The organism is Enterovibrio norvegicus DSM 15893 (genome assembly GCF_900115495.1).
Classification (GTDB): Bacteria; Pseudomonadota; Gammaproteobacteria; order Enterobacterales; family Vibrionaceae; genus Enterovibrio; species Enterovibrio norvegicus.
Genome location: NZ_FOWR01000001.1, coordinates 13,449 through 30,461 on the forward strand (window position 1 = coordinate 13,449; position 17,013 = coordinate 30,461).

General features: G+C 47.1%; 15 protein-coding genes and 1 riboswitch. Of the genes, 8 read left to right on the forward strand and 7 right to left on the reverse strand.

All coding sequences use genetic code 11. From position 1 onward, the window contains the following. The first annotated feature begins 26 nt into the window (after window positions 1-26). On the forward strand, window positions 27-1,379 hold the full coding sequence (dcuC, locus tag BM082_RS00045) for a C4-dicarboxylate transporter DcuC (RefSeq protein ID WP_017016543.1): 1,353 nt from the start codon (window positions 27-29) through the stop codon (window positions 1,377-1,379). 659 nt (window positions 1,380-2,038) lie between these two features. Then, window positions 2,039-3,871 (forward strand): EAL domain-containing protein, encoded by a 1,833-nt coding sequence (locus BM082_RS00050; protein WP_074924774.1) that lies wholly within the window; start codon window positions 2,039-2,041, stop codon window positions 3,869-3,871. A gap of 114 nt (window positions 3,872-3,985) precedes the next feature. Here the strand turns inward: BM082_RS00050 and rarD are convergent, their stop codons facing one another. From rarD to BM082_RS00070, 4 genes are all read right to left on the reverse strand, one after another. After that, complete coding sequence (gene rarD, locus BM082_RS00055) at window positions 3,986-4,885, reverse strand: EamA family transporter RarD (RefSeq protein ID WP_074924775.1); 900 nt, start codon at window positions 4,883-4,885, stop codon at window positions 3,986-3,988. Between the two features lie 301 nt (window positions 4,886-5,186). Then, on the reverse strand, window positions 5,187-6,479 hold the full coding sequence (locus tag BM082_RS00060; RefSeq protein ID WP_074924776.1) for an alpha/beta fold hydrolase: 1,293 nt from the start codon (window positions 6,477-6,479) through the stop codon (window positions 5,187-5,189). A gap of 71 nt (window positions 6,480-6,550) precedes the next feature. After that, window positions 6,551-7,249, reverse strand: coding sequence for a PilZ domain-containing protein (locus tag BM082_RS00065; RefSeq protein WP_074924777.1), 699 nt, complete (start codon window positions 7,247-7,249; stop codon window positions 6,551-6,553). A gap of 212 nt (window positions 7,250-7,461) precedes the next feature. Further along, complete coding sequence (locus tag BM082_RS00070) at window positions 7,462-7,896, reverse strand: thiol-disulfide oxidoreductase DCC family protein (RefSeq protein ID WP_017015325.1); 435 nt, start codon at window positions 7,894-7,896, stop codon at window positions 7,462-7,464. A 108-nt stretch (window positions 7,897-8,004) separates the two neighbouring features. On the opposite strand from BM082_RS00070, the gene BM082_RS00075 reads away from it, so the two are divergent. Beyond that, window positions 8,005-8,637, forward strand: a complete 633-nt coding sequence (locus tag BM082_RS00075) for a LysE family translocator (RefSeq protein ID WP_017011421.1) — start codon at window positions 8,005-8,007, stop codon at window positions 8,635-8,637. 100 nt (window positions 8,638-8,737) lie between these two features. On the opposite strand, the gene BM082_RS00080 is transcribed toward BM082_RS00075, so the two are convergent. Beyond that, entirely contained in the window at window positions 8,738-9,277 is a 540-nt protein-coding gene (locus BM082_RS00080; protein ID WP_017016536.1) for a redoxin family protein, read from the reverse strand. A 473-nt stretch (window positions 9,278-9,750) separates the two neighbouring features. Here BM082_RS00080 and BM082_RS00085 point away from each other — a divergent pair, with 473 nt between their 5' ends. The 5 genes from BM082_RS00085 to gbpA all read left to right on the forward strand — a co-directional run bounded on the left by BM082_RS00085 (window position 9,751) and on the right by gbpA (window position 15,419). Beyond that, complete coding sequence (locus BM082_RS00085) at window positions 9,751-10,110, forward strand: winged helix-turn-helix transcriptional regulator (protein WP_198928626.1); 360 nt, start codon at window positions 9,751-9,753, stop codon at window positions 10,108-10,110. Window positions 10,111-10,202: 92 nt separating this feature from the next. Next, window positions 10,203-10,856 carry an NAD(P)H-dependent oxidoreductase gene (locus BM082_RS00090; RefSeq protein ID WP_017016535.1) on the forward strand — a complete coding sequence of 218 codons (654 nt, stop codon included), beginning with the start codon at window positions 10,203-10,205 and terminating at the stop codon, window positions 10,854-10,856. Further along, complete coding sequence (locus tag BM082_RS00095; RefSeq protein ID WP_074924778.1) at window positions 10,853-12,841, forward strand: monovalent cation:proton antiporter-2 (CPA2) family protein; 1,989 nt, start codon at window positions 10,853-10,855, stop codon at window positions 12,839-12,841. Before BM082_RS00090 ends, BM082_RS00095 begins: the two co-directional genes overlap by 4 nt. Continuing rightward, window positions 12,841-13,320 (forward strand): GNAT family N-acetyltransferase, encoded by a 480-nt coding sequence (locus BM082_RS00100; protein ID WP_017016533.1) that lies wholly within the window; start codon window positions 12,841-12,843, stop codon window positions 13,318-13,320. Before BM082_RS00095 ends, BM082_RS00100 begins: the two co-directional genes overlap by 1 nt. A 282-nt stretch (window positions 13,321-13,602) precedes the next feature. Then, a riboswitch (cyclic di-GMP riboswitch) is annotated at window positions 13,603-13,705 on the forward strand. Window positions 13,706-13,847: 142 nt separating this feature from the next. Then, complete coding sequence (gene gbpA / locus BM082_RS00105) at window positions 13,848-15,419, forward strand: N-acetylglucosamine-binding protein GbpA (RefSeq protein WP_074924779.1); 1,572 nt, start codon at window positions 13,848-13,850, stop codon at window positions 15,417-15,419. A gap of 157 nt (window positions 15,420-15,576) precedes the next feature. Here gbpA and BM082_RS00110 read toward each other — a convergent pair whose 3' ends face one another. Together BM082_RS00110 and BM082_RS00115 are read right to left on the reverse strand one after the other, a co-directional pair. Continuing rightward, window positions 15,577-15,855 carry a hypothetical protein gene (locus BM082_RS00110; protein ID WP_017016531.1) on the reverse strand — a complete coding sequence of 93 codons (279 nt, stop codon included), beginning with the start codon at window positions 15,853-15,855 and terminating at the stop codon, window positions 15,577-15,579. A gap of 9 nt (window positions 15,856-15,864) precedes the next feature. Then, a complete protein-coding gene (locus tag BM082_RS00115) occupies window positions 15,865-17,007 on the reverse strand; it encodes a Na/Pi symporter (RefSeq protein WP_017016530.1) in 1,143 nt (380 codons plus the stop codon). Between the last annotated feature and the right edge of the window lie 6 nt (window positions 17,008-17,013).

Genomic DNA, 17,013 nt, shown 5'->3' on the forward strand with positions numbered 1-17,013 from the left:
CAATTTTTGTTTATGGAGAAGCATGAATGACAACGCTCTTTAGCTTGATAGTGATCTTTGCTGTCGGCTACCTCATCGTAAAACGTTACAACCCACAAACGACACTGTTTATCGGCGGTATGATCCTCATGGTCGCCGGCATTTTCTTCGAAACAGGCATGCCGTTACCTGAATCAGCATCAAGCGGCTCTGTTGCCCTCGATATATTCACCTTTGTAAAACAGACCACGAGTAAAACGGTTGCAGGTCTTGGCCTCATCATCATGGCCGTGGGTGGTTTCGCGCACTACATGGATCATATCGGGGCTTCCCGCGCGCTGGTGAGCATTGCGATTAAACCGCTGGAGTACTTCAAAGCACCCTATTTAGTGATGGCTTTGGGTTACTTGATAGGTCAATTCCTCAATATCTTCATACCGAGTGCATCTGGGCTTGGTTTGTTGCTGATGGTGACTTTGTATCCAATCTTGGTTCGCTTGGGCGTGAGCAAAATGTCGGCGACCGCAGTGATTGCGACTGCGGCCTGTTTGGACTTGGGGCCAGCTTCAGGGAACGCAAACCTTGCCGCTCGCACGGCAGACATGCCTGTGACGGAATACTTCATTTCTTATCAACTTCCCGTCGCGCTAATCACCATGGTCACGATTGCAATACTGCATTTGTTTGTTCAACGCTGGTTCGATAGACGAGAAGTGGAGAATAACGACACTGAAATCAGCGCAAGCGAAAGCGAGTGTAACCCTCCGATTTGGTATGCTTTGCTGCCCGTTATTCCTTTGGCGTTGTTGCTGATTTTCAGCCCGATGGCGATTGAGTCCGTGAAGATCGATGTGGTGACAGCAATGTTCGTCTCGATTGCAGTTGCGATGTTGTGTGAAACCTTCCGTCGTAAACCAAAATCTGTTTTCAGCGATATTTTGGTGTACTTCGATAGTATGGGTCGCCAGTTCGCTCGCGTTGTTACCCTTGTTGTTGCGGGTCAAACGTTCGCACACGGCCTGAAAACCACAGGTTTGTTGAACACCGTCATTGATGGTGCGTTGGCGGCAAGTGTTTCTCCTGCACTGATGGTTATCTTGATGGTACTGATCATTGCACTGGCTGCCATCATCATGGGATCGGGCAATGCGCCATTTTTCTCCTTTGCTGCTATCGTGCCTGACATCGCGGGTAAAGTGGGAATTCCTGCCGTGGCGATGTTAATGCCGATGCAGCTTGCGTCTGGTATTGCGCGCTCAATGTCGCCGATTACGGGTGCTGTTGTCGCGGTGGCGGGAGTGGCAGGTGTATCACCGTTTGAACTGGTAAAACGTACTGCCATTCCAATGGTGGGCGCGTTGATCGTCTCAACGGCAGCGTCACTTGTCATTGGCGTATAATGTGATGTAGCGATTACAGATAAAACGGAGAAGCCCAGTGGTAGTTCACTGGTTTTTTTTTCGTCTTTTTTCTGTGAGTAGTTCAAGAACAAAAAACGTGTGGTTTTTTGTTTATTTCTCTAAAGAGTTAATTCAACTGTAACGATAATGAGCCGGAATTCTGTATTTACTAAGAAACAGTAAAAATTATAGACGTGTAATTTTCGGTGTATGTGTGATTCTTTTAATTTTTCACGTTTTAATTTTCTTTAATTTAATTGCTAATGGTTGTTTAATTAAACCATTTTTAAATATATTTTCATTCTTTAATAATGTTTCTTTTATAATTTTTTGGGTGTGTGGGTAGGGGGTGTGTTTGTTTTTAATAATTCTCGTAAAGTGGACATGAGGCAATGGTAAGTTTACGTTTACCATGTGCGGGTGAAAATAAAGGTCTGAATGAAGAGGTGTGTTTATTCCTTCCGGGATTGTGCTCTTTTTTTTGAGAATGATAATGGGAGAGGTGCATGTTACGCGCAGTCAATGTCCTATCTGTACCTAAAATATTTTTAGACTCTCTTAGAGAAGCAGTGCTCGCTCTTCTTCCTTTTATGTTTTTGCGCTCCGTTTGGATATTGTTCAATATTATCAATGCGCATTTTTTGTTTATGGAACCCAGCATGGCTGGCTTGTTGTCACAGCTATTTGGGCTTGTTTTCCCTCTGTTGTTGACGATATCACTGGCTTATCACCTTGCGCTCGGTTTTTCTTATGAACGGATCCACGCCACTATTTTAACCTTGCTGTTGTTTCTCAAGTTCTCTGGGTACATTCAATTTTCAGAAGACGGTATCGCGCTTTCCAGTGACTTCGTTTTGCCACAAGCGATTGCTATTCCCGTCTTTGTGAGTGTGTTTTATGTCGTTCTACGTCGTGTTTTCACTTTTACTATCGATCGAAAAGGGGTCTTGAATCGGTCTTTAAAACGGCATATCGATGCGACGTTGCCGTACATCGTTATCTACCTCATTGCTTTGTTAATAGCGCCTATCATGCACCACTTTTCGCTTACGCCATTTGTCAGTTGGGTCGCTGAACTCTCTATGCAGTGGCAAAGTGTGTTGTGTAACTTCTTCATTCATTTGTTCTGGTTGGCGGGTATTCACGGGGCTGCCGCATACTACACCTTCTTTGACGCCCAATTTGTCACAGACATTTACGTTTCGAATATTCCGTTCACTCAGTTTTTTGATTTGTTTGCCGTACCAGGCGGTGCGGGTGGTACTTGGTCTTTGATCTTGGCGTTACTTCTCTTTTCACGTAATCAACATGGCCGTGCTATCGCAAAAATATCGCTGCCTTTTGCACTGTTGAACATCAATGAAATTTTGCTGTTTGGGCTGCCTGTCATTTATAACCCCATGCTTGCCATCCCTTTCATTTTAGTGCCGCTTGTTAATCAATTCCTGGCATTCATGCTGTTTTCTGTGTTCCCCATTAGCGTTGTGAATCTCGACCTTAGTTGGATTACGCCAGTGTTTGCGAATGTGTGGTTGGCGACGGATGGCAATGCCATGGCGGTGTTGGTGCAAGGTTGTCTTATTGCAATTGGCGCACTGATATATCGGCCTTTCATTCGGCGTTTTGAGGTGGACAGCAATGAAATGCTCGGCGATAAGCTTGCGCGGCGGTTGCGTCTTAATGGCAGAGTGTTGGCACACGGCGACATGCTGCTGAACAAAGCACAGAACGAATTGGGCGAGCAAGTTGCAACGGTGAATGATCACATGAAGCAACTCTTAGAAGGGGATTTGAAAGTCTACTATCAACCGCAATACAACGTGAAAACGGGCGCGTTGTCAGGGCTAGAAGCCTTGTTGCGAATTGAAAAAGATGGCGTGGTAAGTAGTCCCGCTTTTTTGAAAGACTTCATTTCTGCAGGTATGGCCAGTTCCATTGATGTGTGGGTCTTGGAGCAAGTGGCGTTGGATATGAAAGATTGGAAACAACGCGGCCTTCTCCATACCAAAGTCAGCATGAACCTGACGGTGGAATCGTTGTTGGATTCAGAGCATATCGACAATATTAAGGCGATGTTAGGTGGCCTTCCCTTAGTGGTTGAAATTACCGAATCGGGCTACATCCAAAACCAAGTTGAAGCACAATCAGTGATCTTACAGCTTCAAAAGCAAGGTTTTCATGTGGCCATTGATGATTTTGGTTCCGGCTATGCCAGTCTCTCTATGTTGGCAAAACTGAAGGCTGATTTCGTTAAACTCGATCGTCAGTTCTTAGAAAACGCCTCATCACCTGAAGGTAAGATTTTGTATCACCACATAAGTAGCGCACTGAATGAAATGGGATACACCGTGATTGCAGAAGGCGTGGAAAGTGAAGAAGAAAGGGCGTTCATTCGAGAGTGTGATATTGAGTTTGTACAAGGGTATTTTTACCAGCCTGCGCTAAGTAAACAGCACATTGAAGAAGTGCTTGAAGGTGCGGGTAAGGGGTGAAAGTAGCGCGAGGCCTGAACGTGGATTGGAGTGCGAAAGTGTAGCGGAAACATTGATATAGCGCAGAGACCAAGAAGCTCGACCTCAAGCGCTTATCGATGTTGATTATTCATGTTAATGCTGGGGTAAATCTGGTTTCGGCCTTACTGTCACAAGACCCTCGATAATGGTGATCGCCAGACCAAACCAAATCAGGCCAAAACTCACGGTTTTTATGCTATCAAACGCTTCGCCAAACAGAACCACTGCCAATACAAATTGCAGACTGGGTTCAATGTATTGCATGAGACCAACCATCGACATTTTGGCGTGTTTCACGGCTTCAGAGAAGAAGAACAAAGGCAAAAGCGTGATAGGCGCAGCCCCTAAATACAGCAAAAGTGTCGAGAAATCCCCAGATACCGCAACACTGGTGCCAGCGCCGATTTTGTAAGCCATATATATGGCGGCAATCGGGAACAGCACGATGCATTCAACGAACAAAGACGTGATCGCATCATAATTCACGTAGCGTTTGCACCAACCATACATCGCAAAAAATATCGCCATTAGCATGGCTGCAATAGGTACTTCACCGTACTGGACAATCTGATAGCTCAAACCGAGTGCGCCAAAAACCACGGCGGCTTTTTGACCGAGTGTCAGTGTTTCTTTGAATGCGAGCACACCGAGAGCAATCACTAAGAGTGGATTAATGAAAAAACCCAAACTTGCGTCTAACACGCGATCGTTGGTCATTGCCCATGTAAATGCACTCCATGAGATACACATCATCAAAGAAGCAATCGCAGAGAAGCTAAAAGAACGTTTGTCTGCAGTAAGCGTTTTCCAATTCGGCGTTTTGCCTTTCCGACACTGCAGCATTAACAAGAGGAAAGGCACCGATGCAGCGATTCTTAGGGCAAGCAGCTCATCCATAGCGGCGTTAGGCATAAATTGGTAGTAAAGCGGCATGGCTCCCCATAAAAGAAACGCTATCGCTGCCATCACGTTACCAAAACGTGTCGGATTCATTGAAGTACCTGAATGGAAAATAGTCAGAAGATGCGGGATTCTATAACCAGAACGGCATTTGTAAAGCGATAAGGGTAGAATAAAAACGCTGCCATGCTCATTGTTTTTTCAAGTGATTGAAAAAACACCTTATTGTGAGTGCTTTAAATGTATTTATTGCATTAATACAAGGTTTTAATAGCATTTATTTAACATTTATTCCGGGCGGAAAGTGACAGTTTTATTTGGCGGATACGGCAAGACTTTACAAATTAACAATGAGAAATTGGCCACGCTTTATCTTAACGTGACCAAGTGGTGGTTATGGCAAGTTTTTAATATTGTCAGCCATACTGATTAGGCGGTCTAAAATTCTCTCGCCATCTGCACGAAGACCATTGTGTTCATACTCATTGGTGATCCATGCGCGGCTCTTCGGAATGCCTTTGAGTGTCTCGCACGAGTAATCCATTTCTACATACATATCATCTGCATACACCGCACAAACGACAGGTACGGTGTTGCTGGCCAAAGCATCAACGTCATACAGTGCTGGCCAATCTGCTTTTGATGCCAATCGATCTGCAGCGCCTTTCAATGATGTTAGGTTCTCCATCTGATCAAACATCCACGGATACACCATCTCACCGGTAAACAAGAAGGGTTTGCCTTGTTCATAGTTGAACTCTGGGAAAGCGTGGTGACGAACGCGGTGTGCAGACCAATTTGACGCATCGCCTTGGTTATAAATAGGCTCATGCAAAAAGGCATAGATAGGATTGGTTTGATAGCTTTGCTCGGCAAGCATGGCGTGCAAGAAGGTATCGCTTAGTATCTTGCCCTGCGCGGTCTCAACAAATGCCTCTTCAAGCAAATAGTACATGGGCAGGTTGGCGCCGCTGCGACCCAGATTAATCCCGATCTGCTGGAATTGCTCCACGGTAAAGCGTTGCCCATTGGCAAGCGTGACATGATTATCCATCAGGTAATCCGCGATTTCCGCGCAGCGCACTTGTGCAGATGGGAATTGCGCAAACAAGGCGTGGTTTTTATCGAGTACTCGCTGATAGGTGGCACGATATACATCGTCAGCAGGGCGCGTTAGAGAGGGAACACCCCCCGTGATATAGGCACAGGTAAGGCTTTTGGGATAGAACGATAGGTACGTCAACGAGCAAAAGCCGCCAAAGCTTTGCCCAAGGGTTGACCACTGTTTCACGCCGAAGGCTTCACGGATCGTTTCTGCATCATGGACAATGTTATCTGCGCGGAAATGCGAAATATAATTCGCTTGTTCTTCGTCCGTCATATGAGCAAGGGTCTGATGGGTCAGTGGTGAGCTCAACCCTGTGCCACGTTGGTCTAGTAGAAGAACGCGATACTGTTGTAATGCGCGTTTTAGCCAACCGCTTCGTGCATCAGGGCGTGGAGAAGGAAACCCCGGACCGCCCTGGAAATAGACTAACCAAGGGAGTGTGTCTCCCTCACGATCGAGATCGACCACTTCACGCGCGAACACAGAAAGCGTGGCACCATTTGGCTGTGTGTAATCAAGGGGAAGATCGAAAGTATGTTGGCGAAAAAGCAAATCACCGTCGATAAATGTTTTCTGCATGAGGGTCTTACTGCCATTTGTGAATATGACACCACGTTAGCAGATCATGACGTGGATTTACCGAAAAAACATCATGCGACGGTGCTTTCAAGCTGGTCGTAGATATCGGTCAACTCTGCCTGTGCCAGTAAATGCGCGATGGCTTCGCGAATGCGGTGAGGCGGCTTTTCACTGAAACACACGCCAAGTTGAAGGCCTTCCCCGCTGTTTTGTAAGTTAGCGATCTCACCGGAAAACGCGAGAGGCGAATCAAACAGCTTGTTGAACACCACACGAATGGCTTGGCCTTTTTCGACGAACAAACTGCTGGTGACTCTAATGCCACAGCCTGTGAGCGAAATATCGGATAGCTTTGCAATCGTCATGCGATCATCCAATTCAATCTGAACGATGCGAGAAATCGAAAAACGTGGATTCTTCCGCATTCTATGTATGCCAATAGATGGTGGGATCGCAATCGCGAGCATTTTCTCGGGGCGATGCATAACGCTCAGAATATGACTTTGGAATGCGAATATATCGCCAAACTTAGATGCTGATAATCCGCGAACCACGACATGAAACATCGAAGGATCTTCCAGCAGTTTCCCCAGCTCGCGATCGGCAGGCATTTCAATCAATACATATTTCTTGTCACGATAACCAATCACACGCGACGCACCGCCAAAGGCCTTGGATTGGTCTTTGTATCGAAGCTCAAGCGTCAATGGCGTGCCAACAGGGAGCATGGGCAGGAATTGTGAAGGGGTCAGGGTATCGGTCGTTTTCATGTCTATTGCAAACGGTAATTATTGATGGTCGCCGTCTTACGCTTTTCGTTGATCGTGTTATAACGCGATTGATAAATGACAAAGCAATGCGGCGGGATTCGCTAAACAAGGATGGTGCGACTAATCAATAATTAAGTCAATAATTTAAGCCATAACAGCGTGTTAACTGAATACCCATTAATCAAATCAGGTTAAAATCCTCGTCAATTTGGTCATTTCGACGAAGAGCGAGGAAGGTCACACGCACCTTTGGTGCAAGGCTCACAGCGAGATTTTCCTGTGAATAGGAAAGAAATGCGGTAGCGATTGCGCGCAAAGAACAAATACGCGTGATCAGCAAACCAGCGAATAAAGGGCCAGCGTAACACGCCAATCCAACGCTTTTTACCCACCAAAGCCCATGCCTTGTGCGTGACGTCTAAACCCAACAGCAATCGTTCGTTTTCGTTGGGAGTATTACTTTCACTAAGAATGCCATGAAGGACATTACTCGCTGCCACAGGGTCGATAGTTGGATAACGCGATGGAAAGTCAGGCGCGAGAATGTCTTCAAACCGCAGATGATTGTCAGTGTTCAGGGCGCGAAGCTGATCCATTTCTGCCACGCAAAGAGGGCAGCTACCATCGTAGAAAACTGTGAGCGTCATTCAACAAGTTCCTGTAACGTTATTTATTCACTAATACGTGGTTGAATTCATTTCAGATCGGCAGAATATCACTCGTTGAACAAGAAACAATCAGAAGGGAGTGAAAGTATGGAATTTTATCAGGCGTTTTTAACCTTAACGCTGGTGCATTTGCTAGGCGCAGCTTCGCCGGGGCCAGATTTCGTGATGGTGTCACAGCAGTCTTTGGTGCATGGCCGCCGGGCAGGGCTACTTGTTAGCCTCGGTATTGCACTTGGTCTCTCTGTACACATTGTTTACTCCTCTATTGGCTTGGCGACGGTGATCAGCGAATCGTCTGCGATTTTGACCGTCATGAAATATCTGGCGGCTGCTTATTTGATTTACCTAGGATGGAAGGGCATTCGTAGCAAAGCCTCGGTCGGTGATGACGAGCAACAAGCCGATATCAAACCGCGTTCTGCGGGCAAACTTATCTCGATGGGATTTGTGTGTAACGCACTCAACCCTAAAGCGCCACTTTACTTCCTTTCTGTGTTTACCCTTGTACTTTCTCCTGATATGCCGATTATCGAACTGGCATTATTGGGCGCATGGATGATGTTTATACAAATGGTGTGGTTTGGGTCTGTGGCCTTGGTGCTTTCGAAGCCATCAGTGCAAGCGAAGTTCAAGAAAGTCGGCCACTGGGTTGATAGGGTGTTGGGTTCAGTGATGTTGGTGTTTGGCTTGAAACTGCTTTTCACAAGCACAACAAAATAGAGTGACAAAGACGTTCACTCACACACTGGCACAAGCAAAAACGAAAGAAAAAGGGAACATCACAGCGCCCTTTTTTGCGTCCAAAATGCAGTGATGCGTCTTAATAAGGCGCAGTACCACGGATGGGGTAGTTGTTGTCTGGGTTGCGTATCCACGTCAAACCGTTTACTAAGGTCTGTAAGTCTGGTCGGGAGAACGGGTTATTGGCGATATCGACCACTTGCACTGTGCCTTGTTCATTGATGACAAAGAGACCAGGTTCCGCGAAGTGATGGTCTGTTTCCTGCTCTGAACGCGGCAGCGACACATACAAGCCTAACTCACGCATTTGTACTTCGGTTAGGCCATAGACAAACGGAAACGATACCTCCATGCGAGACAGGTGTTCTTCAAGCTGTGCTTGACTGTCGCCAGAAACGGCCAGAATGTCCACCCCAATGTCGGCAAGGGCCGACTTGAAGGTTTCGAGCTGATTAAGGTATTTGGTACATAAGGGACAATGGCGACCTCGGTAGACCACCACCATCTGCCATGTTGCGCCTTCGCGCGGCTTTCCTAAGGTGTGCGCATTGCCATCCAGATCTGACAGTGTGATGGCCGGGAATGCGCCACCCGCTTGAAGTTTGTTGGTATAGCTCATTATCAGGCTCCTCGTGTAATTGTTATCGCTGTTTTTGATTTTCTTGCGAGCTTGGGTTTCACCTCTTTTCCCCACCTACTTTGTTGTTGAACTGCTAGGCTGTCAATCAGTGTACTTTTTGTAACCTAGTTACTTTTTTCGCAAGCCGACAACATAGGCTTCTCCAGAGTTATGTCTGCGATTGAATATGTCTTTATCTCGCCAAGTATCAAAGAGAACCCTAAATTAGCTCTTTTTTTAGTAGTCCCATTTTTGCGACGACATACTTTTCAAAAAACCGATATAAATCTCTGACTTTACTCGTTCTATTTGTTTTCAGTGATTACCTAACTTAACACTGAGTACCAATGTGTGTGGTTGAAAATTGAGCGGCCCCTTTGTTACCATTGGTTACATATGTTAACCAGGTTACTTTTAGTCACCTGTTGGTTGAGCAAGGTGTAAAGGTAACGATGACGGGTAGGCATGAAAAAATGGGAAATACGAAAAAAGTGCATGCTGAAATAGCGGCAAAAGCGAAACCTGCCGTTTGCTTAGAACCCTGCCCCATAGAGCGGGGTATGCGGATTATTGGCGGAAAATGGAAGGCGTCTATCTTATGGCATTTAAAAGATGAGCCTGTGAGGTTTAACGACCTTTGTCGCCAATTGGGGGGTGCGAGCAAAAAAATGGTCGACCAACGGCTCAAGGAAATGGAGCAATATGGATTGGTCAATCGCAACGTACTGAGTACTCGCCCAATCGCAGTGAGTTATGAAATTACGGATTTTGGCCGCTCTGCACTGTGTGTGTTGGAAAAGCTGAGAGACTGGACGGAAGAATATGGGGTCTAGTTAACCCCTGTCACAGCCATGTTTTTTATGCGCCTGCCTTGCGGGGTAGACAGAGTAAAAAGACATCTAGCGTGATGTAAAAAGGACAAACCATGGAAAACGATAAAAATAATGACCTCGGCACGACACCTAAGAAGGTGTTGGTGCTATTTGCACATCCCTCGCTGCGCCGCTCTGAAGTAAATGCACCTTTATTTAAGGTGGCTCAACAAGCAGAGGGTGTCACCGCTGTCGATCTTTATGCAGAATACCCGACGTTACACATTGATATTGATCGCGAGCAGAAGCGTTTGTTGGCGAACGATATCGTGATCTTCCAATTTCCCCTCTACTGGTATTCGACACCTTCTATTTTGAAAGAGTGGCAGGATTTGGTACTGGAATATGGGTTTGCGTATGGCTCTCAAGGAACCGCGCTTCACGGCAAAACCTTTATGTGCGCGATTTCTGCCGGTGGTAAAGAAGAGTTTTATAAAGCTGATGGGTATAACCACTTTAAAATTCGTGAGCTTTTGCATCCGCTAGAACAGATGTCGAATCTCGTGGGTATGCGTTATATGGCACCGTTTTCTTTATTCGGGTCTCGCACTGCGCTAGAGGATGGAAAAGTTGCCAGCCATACCGAAGGCTATCGCCAGCTGTTATCGGCCTTAGTGAGTGACACGCTGGATCTTGATGTTGTCGCGAAACGTGAAAAAGTGACGGCAGCCAACCTCAGCACCATGATGAAAGGAGCGACATCATGACGGGTATTTTTCTGCAAGCGTTCATCTATTTGGTCGCAGCTGTTATCGCAGTACCAATCGCAAAACGCTTGGGCTTAGGCTCGGTACTGGGCTATCTCATCGCAGGCGTGGTGATTGGCCCTGTTGTGGGTCTTGTGGGGGATGAAACCACCACCATTCAGCATTTCGCAGAATTCGGTGTGGTGATGATGCTGTTTTTGGTCGGCTTGGAGCTTGAACCAAAAATGCTGTGGGCGATGCGTAATCGCTTAATGGGATTGGGTGGCCTGCAAGTCGGTTTAACGACGGTAGCGGTCATGGCCATTGCGCTTAGCTTTGGTTTACAGTGGAGTATCTCTCTGGCAATTGGTTTGATCTTCGCGCTGTCTTCAACAGCGATTGTCCTTCAAACGTTTAATGAGAAAGGGCTGACCAAGACAGAAGGCGGACGCAATGCGTTTTCTGTTCTCTTGTTCCAAGATATTGCCGTGATCCCAATGCTGGCGTTTATACCGCTACTCGCGCTGCCTGAGCTGGTGGCTGCGGCGCAAACGGCAGCAGCAAACGCAGCAGAACACCATGAAGAAATGAGTTTGGTTGCGGGCCTACCGGGTTGGGCGATGGGCTTAGTGATCACAGGCACCATTGCGGGGGTTGTGGTCGGTGGACATTTCTTGAGCCTCCCATTGTTCCGCTTTGTAGCAAGCTCCGGCCTTCGGGAAATATTCACGGCAACCGCATTGATGCTGGTCATTGGCATCGCGGCTTTAATGAGCCTTGTGGGGTTGTCGCCAGCTCTAGGTACATTCCTTGCGGGTGTTATCTTGGCGAACAGCGAATTCCGTCATGAATTGGAATCTAACATCGAGCCGTTTAAAGGGCTGTTGCTAGGGCTCTTCTTCATCACGGTAGGTGCGGGCATCAACTTTGGTATTTTGTTCGAAGATTTCTTCTTGATCATTGGCCTCACCATTGGGTTGATGGTGTTGAAAGCCCTCATTTTGTTGCTACTGAGCTTTATTTTCAAAATCAAAGGGAGCAGCCGTTGGTTGTTTGCATTGAGCCTTGCGCAAGCGGGTGAGTTTGGTTTTGTTCTTTTGAGCTTCACTACACAAAACCATGTGTTGCCGATGGACATCGCTCAGTTGCTATCGCTGGTGGTCGCAATCTCTATGTTCCTAACACCTGGGTTGTTCATCTTGTATGACAAAGTCATCTTGCCACGCTATGAAAAAGCGTCGAATAATCGGGAAGCGGATGAAATTGACGAGCAAGGCACTGCCATCATTGCAGGTGTCGGTCGTTTCGGTCAGGTGGTTAACCGCTTGCTGACGGCAAATGGCGTAAAAACGGTTGTTCTTGATTACGAAGCCACCCAAGTGGAAAACCTTCGTCAAATTAACATTAAGAGCTTCTTCGGTGATGCGACACGTCCTGATCTGCTGCACACCGCGGGCATTGAAGAAGCGTCGTTGTTGGTGGTGTCTATGGATAATCAAGAAACCACGACCGAGCTGGTGAGATATGTGAAGCATACGTATCCACATGTGAAGATCATTGCGCGCGCGTTTGACCGTGGGCATTCCTACATGTTGAGAGCGGCGGGGGCAGATCATGTCGAGAAGGAAACATTCCACTCCGCGATTGAAGTCGGTGCAACGTCACTGCGCTGCTTGGGTGTGCACCCGTTTTTGGTCGAGCAGCAAAAAGCCAAGTACCTTCGCTTAGAAAATAGCAGCTCTGAAATGTTGTATGAAACTTGGATGGGCGGCGAAGAAACAGAATCGTACGATAACCACTATCAACATTTGTTTATCCAATTGGAAGAAACCATTCGTGATGCCATGGATGAAGATCGTATGGATCGACACGGGTTGACGGAACGTGAGTGGACGCCACCGCCGAAAGATTACCTTGATGATTTTACCGATCACCCATTGGACAAAGTGATAGATGATGCCGTGGATGATGAGGATGATATTTCCGGTAGTGAGAAGCCAGCATAATGGAGCTTGTGCCCTTCAGTGAAAATGATGCGGCGCAGCTTTGCGCTTGGATCCCTGATGCCAAGGCAAATTTTCAGTGGGGTGGGCCAGCGTTTTCTTTCCCACTGACGCCTGCTCAGATCTGTACGCACATTGCGCGTGAAGAAGTAGCAGCGTATTTGGTAAAGCATCATCAAGAAGCGGTGGGCTACATCGAGCTGTTTCGTGTGTCGGACAATGAGTACCGTTTGTGTCGTGTGCTCATTGCTTCACCGACGCAAAGAGGTAAAGGTTTAGGGCACCAATTGGTTGCGCTGGCGTTGGAAAAAGCGCGGGTGATTCCGAACGTGTATAAAGTCTCCTTGGCGGTGTTTGCGCATAATACAGCGGCGATTTCCTGCTATTCCTCTTTGGGGTTTGTCGTATTGCCTGATCACACCAAGACACGTTTCTTTAACGGAGAATCGTGGACGTTACTCCGTATGGAACGTTGGCTGTAGTCGGCACCTATACAAACCAGTAGGTAGACAGTCGCCATTAACAGATGGTGTTGAAATCAAGGCTAAGTGAAAGAAAAGCCAGACATGCTGTCCAGTATGTCTGGCTTTTTCATGTGTAATCAATAGAGTATGAAATATCGCCACACTGCTTGATATGTCATCAATGCAGATTGCGCACACCTTGAGTTAGTGTGATTTAAATCACATTTATGGATCTGTGTGCTGTTTGTATGCAGTAAATGTTTGTCTCGACGCGTTTTCTGAATACTCTGGCGACCTTTCCACAATCATCGGCAAACTGCTTGAAAAAGCAGGACGCAAAGCTTCCGGTCTAAGGGCAATTACCCAATAAGAGGTAACAGCTTACGACAGCGGGGCCGCCATTTTCTGGGTTCACGAAGAACCTGCTCGTTAAGACGCGTTTTCGTAGAAAGCGATGTTCCACAACACGAGTCTCCGAGAAAATGTTCCGTTGCGACATTTGTCAGTGCTGTGGGTGAATTTATAAACACTCAGGAAGTACAAACATGCTCAAACTACGATCGACACTTCTTCCCCTTTCGGCTGCATTGTTTAGTGCGGGCGCGATGTCTCATGGTTATATCAGTGCGTATGATGGCGGCGTGGCTGCGGGTCGTGCTGCTTTGTGTAAAGCGGCAACCGCTGATACAGGCGAACAAAACGCGAATTGTGGACAAGTACAATGGGAGCCTCAAAGTGTTGAAGGCCCTGAAGGATTCCCGGAATTTGGCCCAGAAGATGGCAAGCTTGCAAGTGCTGGCCTGATCCAATTTTCTCCGCTGGATGAGCAGACGGCATCACGCTGGGTTAAGCGTCCTATTACTGCGGGCATGAATGACTTCGAGTGGACGTTCACCGCGAATCACGTGACCCGTAGCTGGAAATATTACATCACCAAGCCAGACTGGAACGTCAATCAGCCGCTTTCCCGCAACCAACTCGACTTAACGCCTTTCTGTGTGGTTGAAGGCAACATGCAAAAGCCACCTAAGCAGGTCCTTCACGCGTGTGATGTGCCTGTACGTGAGGGTTACCACGTTATTTTGGCCGTATGGGATGTGGGCGATACTGCAGCCGCGTTCTATAACGCGATCGACGTACAGTTCGATGGCGACCAACCTGTATTACCTGAGTGGTCAGTGGCGGGACAAATTTTCCCTGGCATGAATTTGGCGAAAGGTGACAAAGTGTTCACCCGGGTGTTTGACAACGAAGGCGAGCGCCCTGAATTGACCACACGCCTTGAAATCAACTCTGAAAAAGCGGGCATTGCGAACAATTGGTCGCACGATCTTGCCGCTAAAATTAACGATTCAAACAATGACGCGATCAAAGCAGGTCAGCCTGATGGCAAAGGTAAATTTGTCCCTGTTTACGGTGCAAACCCGATTTACCTGAACGCTGACAGTGGGCTAGCGCGCGTTGAAGTGGGCTACGAGATTGCCTCACCAGAGCCTGACTACAACATCACGATTGAGGGCCTGAAAAACGAATACATGATAGGCAGCAAGCCCGTTATGCTAGATCTTGCAGTGACAGCATCCGGTGATCTAACGGTTGAAATGACCGTGTATAACCATGCTCAAGAAGCACTAGCAAACGAGCGTTTGGCATTGAAAGATGGCGCAACCGCCTACGTTGATATGGTGCTAAAGAACCCGACAGCGGGTCATCACATGCTGGTATCTCGCCTGAAAGATAAAGACGGTAACCTGGTTGATCAACAGTTATTGGATTTTCATTTGATTGAGCAGAGTGATCAATGTGGTAGTGATCCTGATGCGGTTAACTTCCCTGTGTGGAATACGGCCAGCATTTATACAGGTGGCGACAAAGTCAGCTACAACGGCTTGGTATGGCAGGCGAACTACTGGGTAACAGGTGCAGAACCTGACAACAGTGATGCGTGGTCGCTTGTGAGCAACATGCCTGTGCCATGGACACAAGGCAAAGCCTACAACGGCGGCGAGCAAGTGATTTTCGATGGTGAGCTGTATCAAGCAAAATGGTGGGTGAACAGTAGCCCTGCATCTTCCCCAGAAGCGTGGGAGCACAAAGGTGCGTTTGTTTGTGAATAATCGCGATTTGCTGTGAAGATGCAGAGTGTAGAACTCTGAATACCATCGTAAAAACCACACGCTAAAAGAATGAAAAAAGCCCGACACGGGGATGTGTGCATCGGGCTTTTTTGTTTTGCTCTTTCTCGTGTCGATTGACCACTATTTTGTGACGTACTTAGTGATGCATTTTGTTGTGCATTTTTTCAACCAATGCCTTTAGTTCGCTGGCAGCGAGCTTGGCAAAGGTTTGTAGATTTGTTGCGTTGTGTTCAGTGTCTTCGTAAACCGCTTCAAGGTTATCGATCATTAAATGTTGCTCACGTTCGATTTCCGCTGCGACTTCGACTTTCTTTTCTTTGTTCTTTTTTGCCGCTGCTTCGAGTTCAGAAAGCAGCTTGCGCGCACGACTGATTTCTTCCATTAACTCGTCATACGATAATTTTGAATCTGGCATCTTGGCCTCCTAGCTAAGCAAGATTAGGAATAATGGGACAACGAAGAACACAAACACGATGTAGGCCAAAGGATATAGCTTGCTTCTTGCTGCGAGATCGCCCATGTAGGCGGCGCCTTTGAGTGGTATTTCCCGTAAGAACGGAATACCAAATATGACGGCCACGGCTAATACATTATAGACAAGGTGTACCAGTGATATTTGGAGTGCAGCATCCGCGAGCTCACCACTCACCGCGGTAGCAGCCAGCAATGCGGTCACACAGGTACCGATGTTTGCGCCCAAGGTGAAAGGATAAATCTCACGTACCTTGAATACCCCAGAACCTACCAATGGAATCGCAAGGCTGGTCGTGGTCGAGCTAGATTGCACAAGAATCGTCATCAATGTACCGGAGAAAATGCCTGAAATGGGGCCTTTACCGATGGCATTGTGAAGCAGCTGCTTCGCTCGTCCTACCATCGCGACCTTCAGCAATTTTCCGATGATGGTGATGGAAATGAAGATGCACGTGATGCCCAACAAAATCATGATGATGCCACCTGTTGGCTCACCCAAAGATTCCAATGCGCCTTTCACTGAATTGATCACAGGTTTGGTGATGGCTTTCATGAAGTTGAAGCTGCTCAAACTCATGCCGTCAGAACCTGATAGTGGTGACACCATCCATGCACTAACCTTCTGCAAGAAGCCTGTCGCGATTTCTAATGGCAGGAAGATAACAACCGCCATTAAGTTAAAGAAATCGTGAATGGTGGCTGCTGAGAATGCACGTTTGAATTCTTCTTTGTCACGCACGTGGCCCAAGCTCACTAAAGTGTTAGTGATGGTTGTACCGATGTTGGCACCCATGACCATCGGGATTGCAGTTGCGAGAGGCAAACCGCCTGCAACCATGCCCACGATGATGGAGGTTACAGTGCTCGAACTTTGAATGAGGGCAGTACATACCGTACCAATAATGAGGGCAGTAAAAGGGTTTGAAGCAAATTCAAAAAGTTCTTTAGCTTGTCCGCCTGTGGCCCACTTAAATCCTGAACCAATCATGCCGACGGCTAAAAGTAACAAATAAACCAGACCTACGATCTTAATCCAGACCATAAAGTCAGCGCGTTTACCTGTTTGTTTATTTTCGGCTTCTAACTGTGCCATATCCTT

Coding starts and splice junctions, on each gene's coding strand:
- BM082_RS00095 (WP_074924778.1), top strand. CDS start 10,853: ATGACGGGTATTTTTCTGCAAGCGTTCATCTATTTGGTCGCAGCTGTT.
- gbpA (WP_074924779.1), top strand. CDS start 13,848: ATGCTCAAACTACGATCGACACTTCTTCCCCTTTCGGCTGCATTGTTT.
- BM082_RS00100 (WP_017016533.1), top strand. CDS start 12,841: ATGGAGCTTGTGCCCTTCAGTGAAAATGATGCGGCGCAGCTTTGCGCT.
- BM082_RS00090 (WP_017016535.1), top strand. CDS start 10,203: ATGGAAAACGATAAAAATAATGACCTCGGCACGACACCTAAGAAGGTG.
- BM082_RS00085 (WP_198928626.1), top strand. CDS start 9,751: ATGGGAAATACGAAAAAAGTGCATGCTGAAATAGCGGCAAAAGCGAAA.
- rarD (WP_074924775.1), bottom strand. CDS start 4,885: ATGAATCCGACACGTTTTGGTAACGTGATGGCAGCGATAGCGTTTCTT.
- BM082_RS00115 (WP_017016530.1), bottom strand. CDS start 17,007: ATGGCACAGTTAGAAGCCGAAAATAAACAAACAGGTAAACGCGCTGAC.
- BM082_RS00110 (WP_017016531.1), bottom strand. CDS start 15,855: ATGCCAGATTCAAAATTATCGTATGACGAGTTAATGGAAGAAATCAGT.
- BM082_RS00070 (WP_017015325.1), bottom strand. CDS start 7,896: ATGACGCTCACAGTTTTCTACGATGGTAGCTGCCCTCTTTGCGTGGCA.
- BM082_RS00050 (WP_074924774.1), top strand. CDS start 2,039: ATGGCTGGCTTGTTGTCACAGCTATTTGGGCTTGTTTTCCCTCTGTTG.
- BM082_RS00065 (WP_074924777.1), bottom strand. CDS start 7,249: ATGAAAACGACCGATACCCTGACCCCTTCACAATTCCTGCCCATGCTC.
- dcuC (WP_017016543.1), top strand. CDS start 27: ATGACAACGCTCTTTAGCTTGATAGTGATCTTTGCTGTCGGCTACCTC.
- BM082_RS00060 (WP_074924776.1), bottom strand. CDS start 6,479: ATGCAGAAAACATTTATCGACGGTGATTTGCTTTTTCGCCAACATACT.
- BM082_RS00080 (WP_017016536.1), bottom strand. CDS start 9,277: ATGAGCTATACCAACAAACTTCAAGCGGGTGGCGCATTCCCGGCCATC.
- BM082_RS00075 (WP_017011421.1), top strand. CDS start 8,005: ATGGAATTTTATCAGGCGTTTTTAACCTTAACGCTGGTGCATTTGCTA.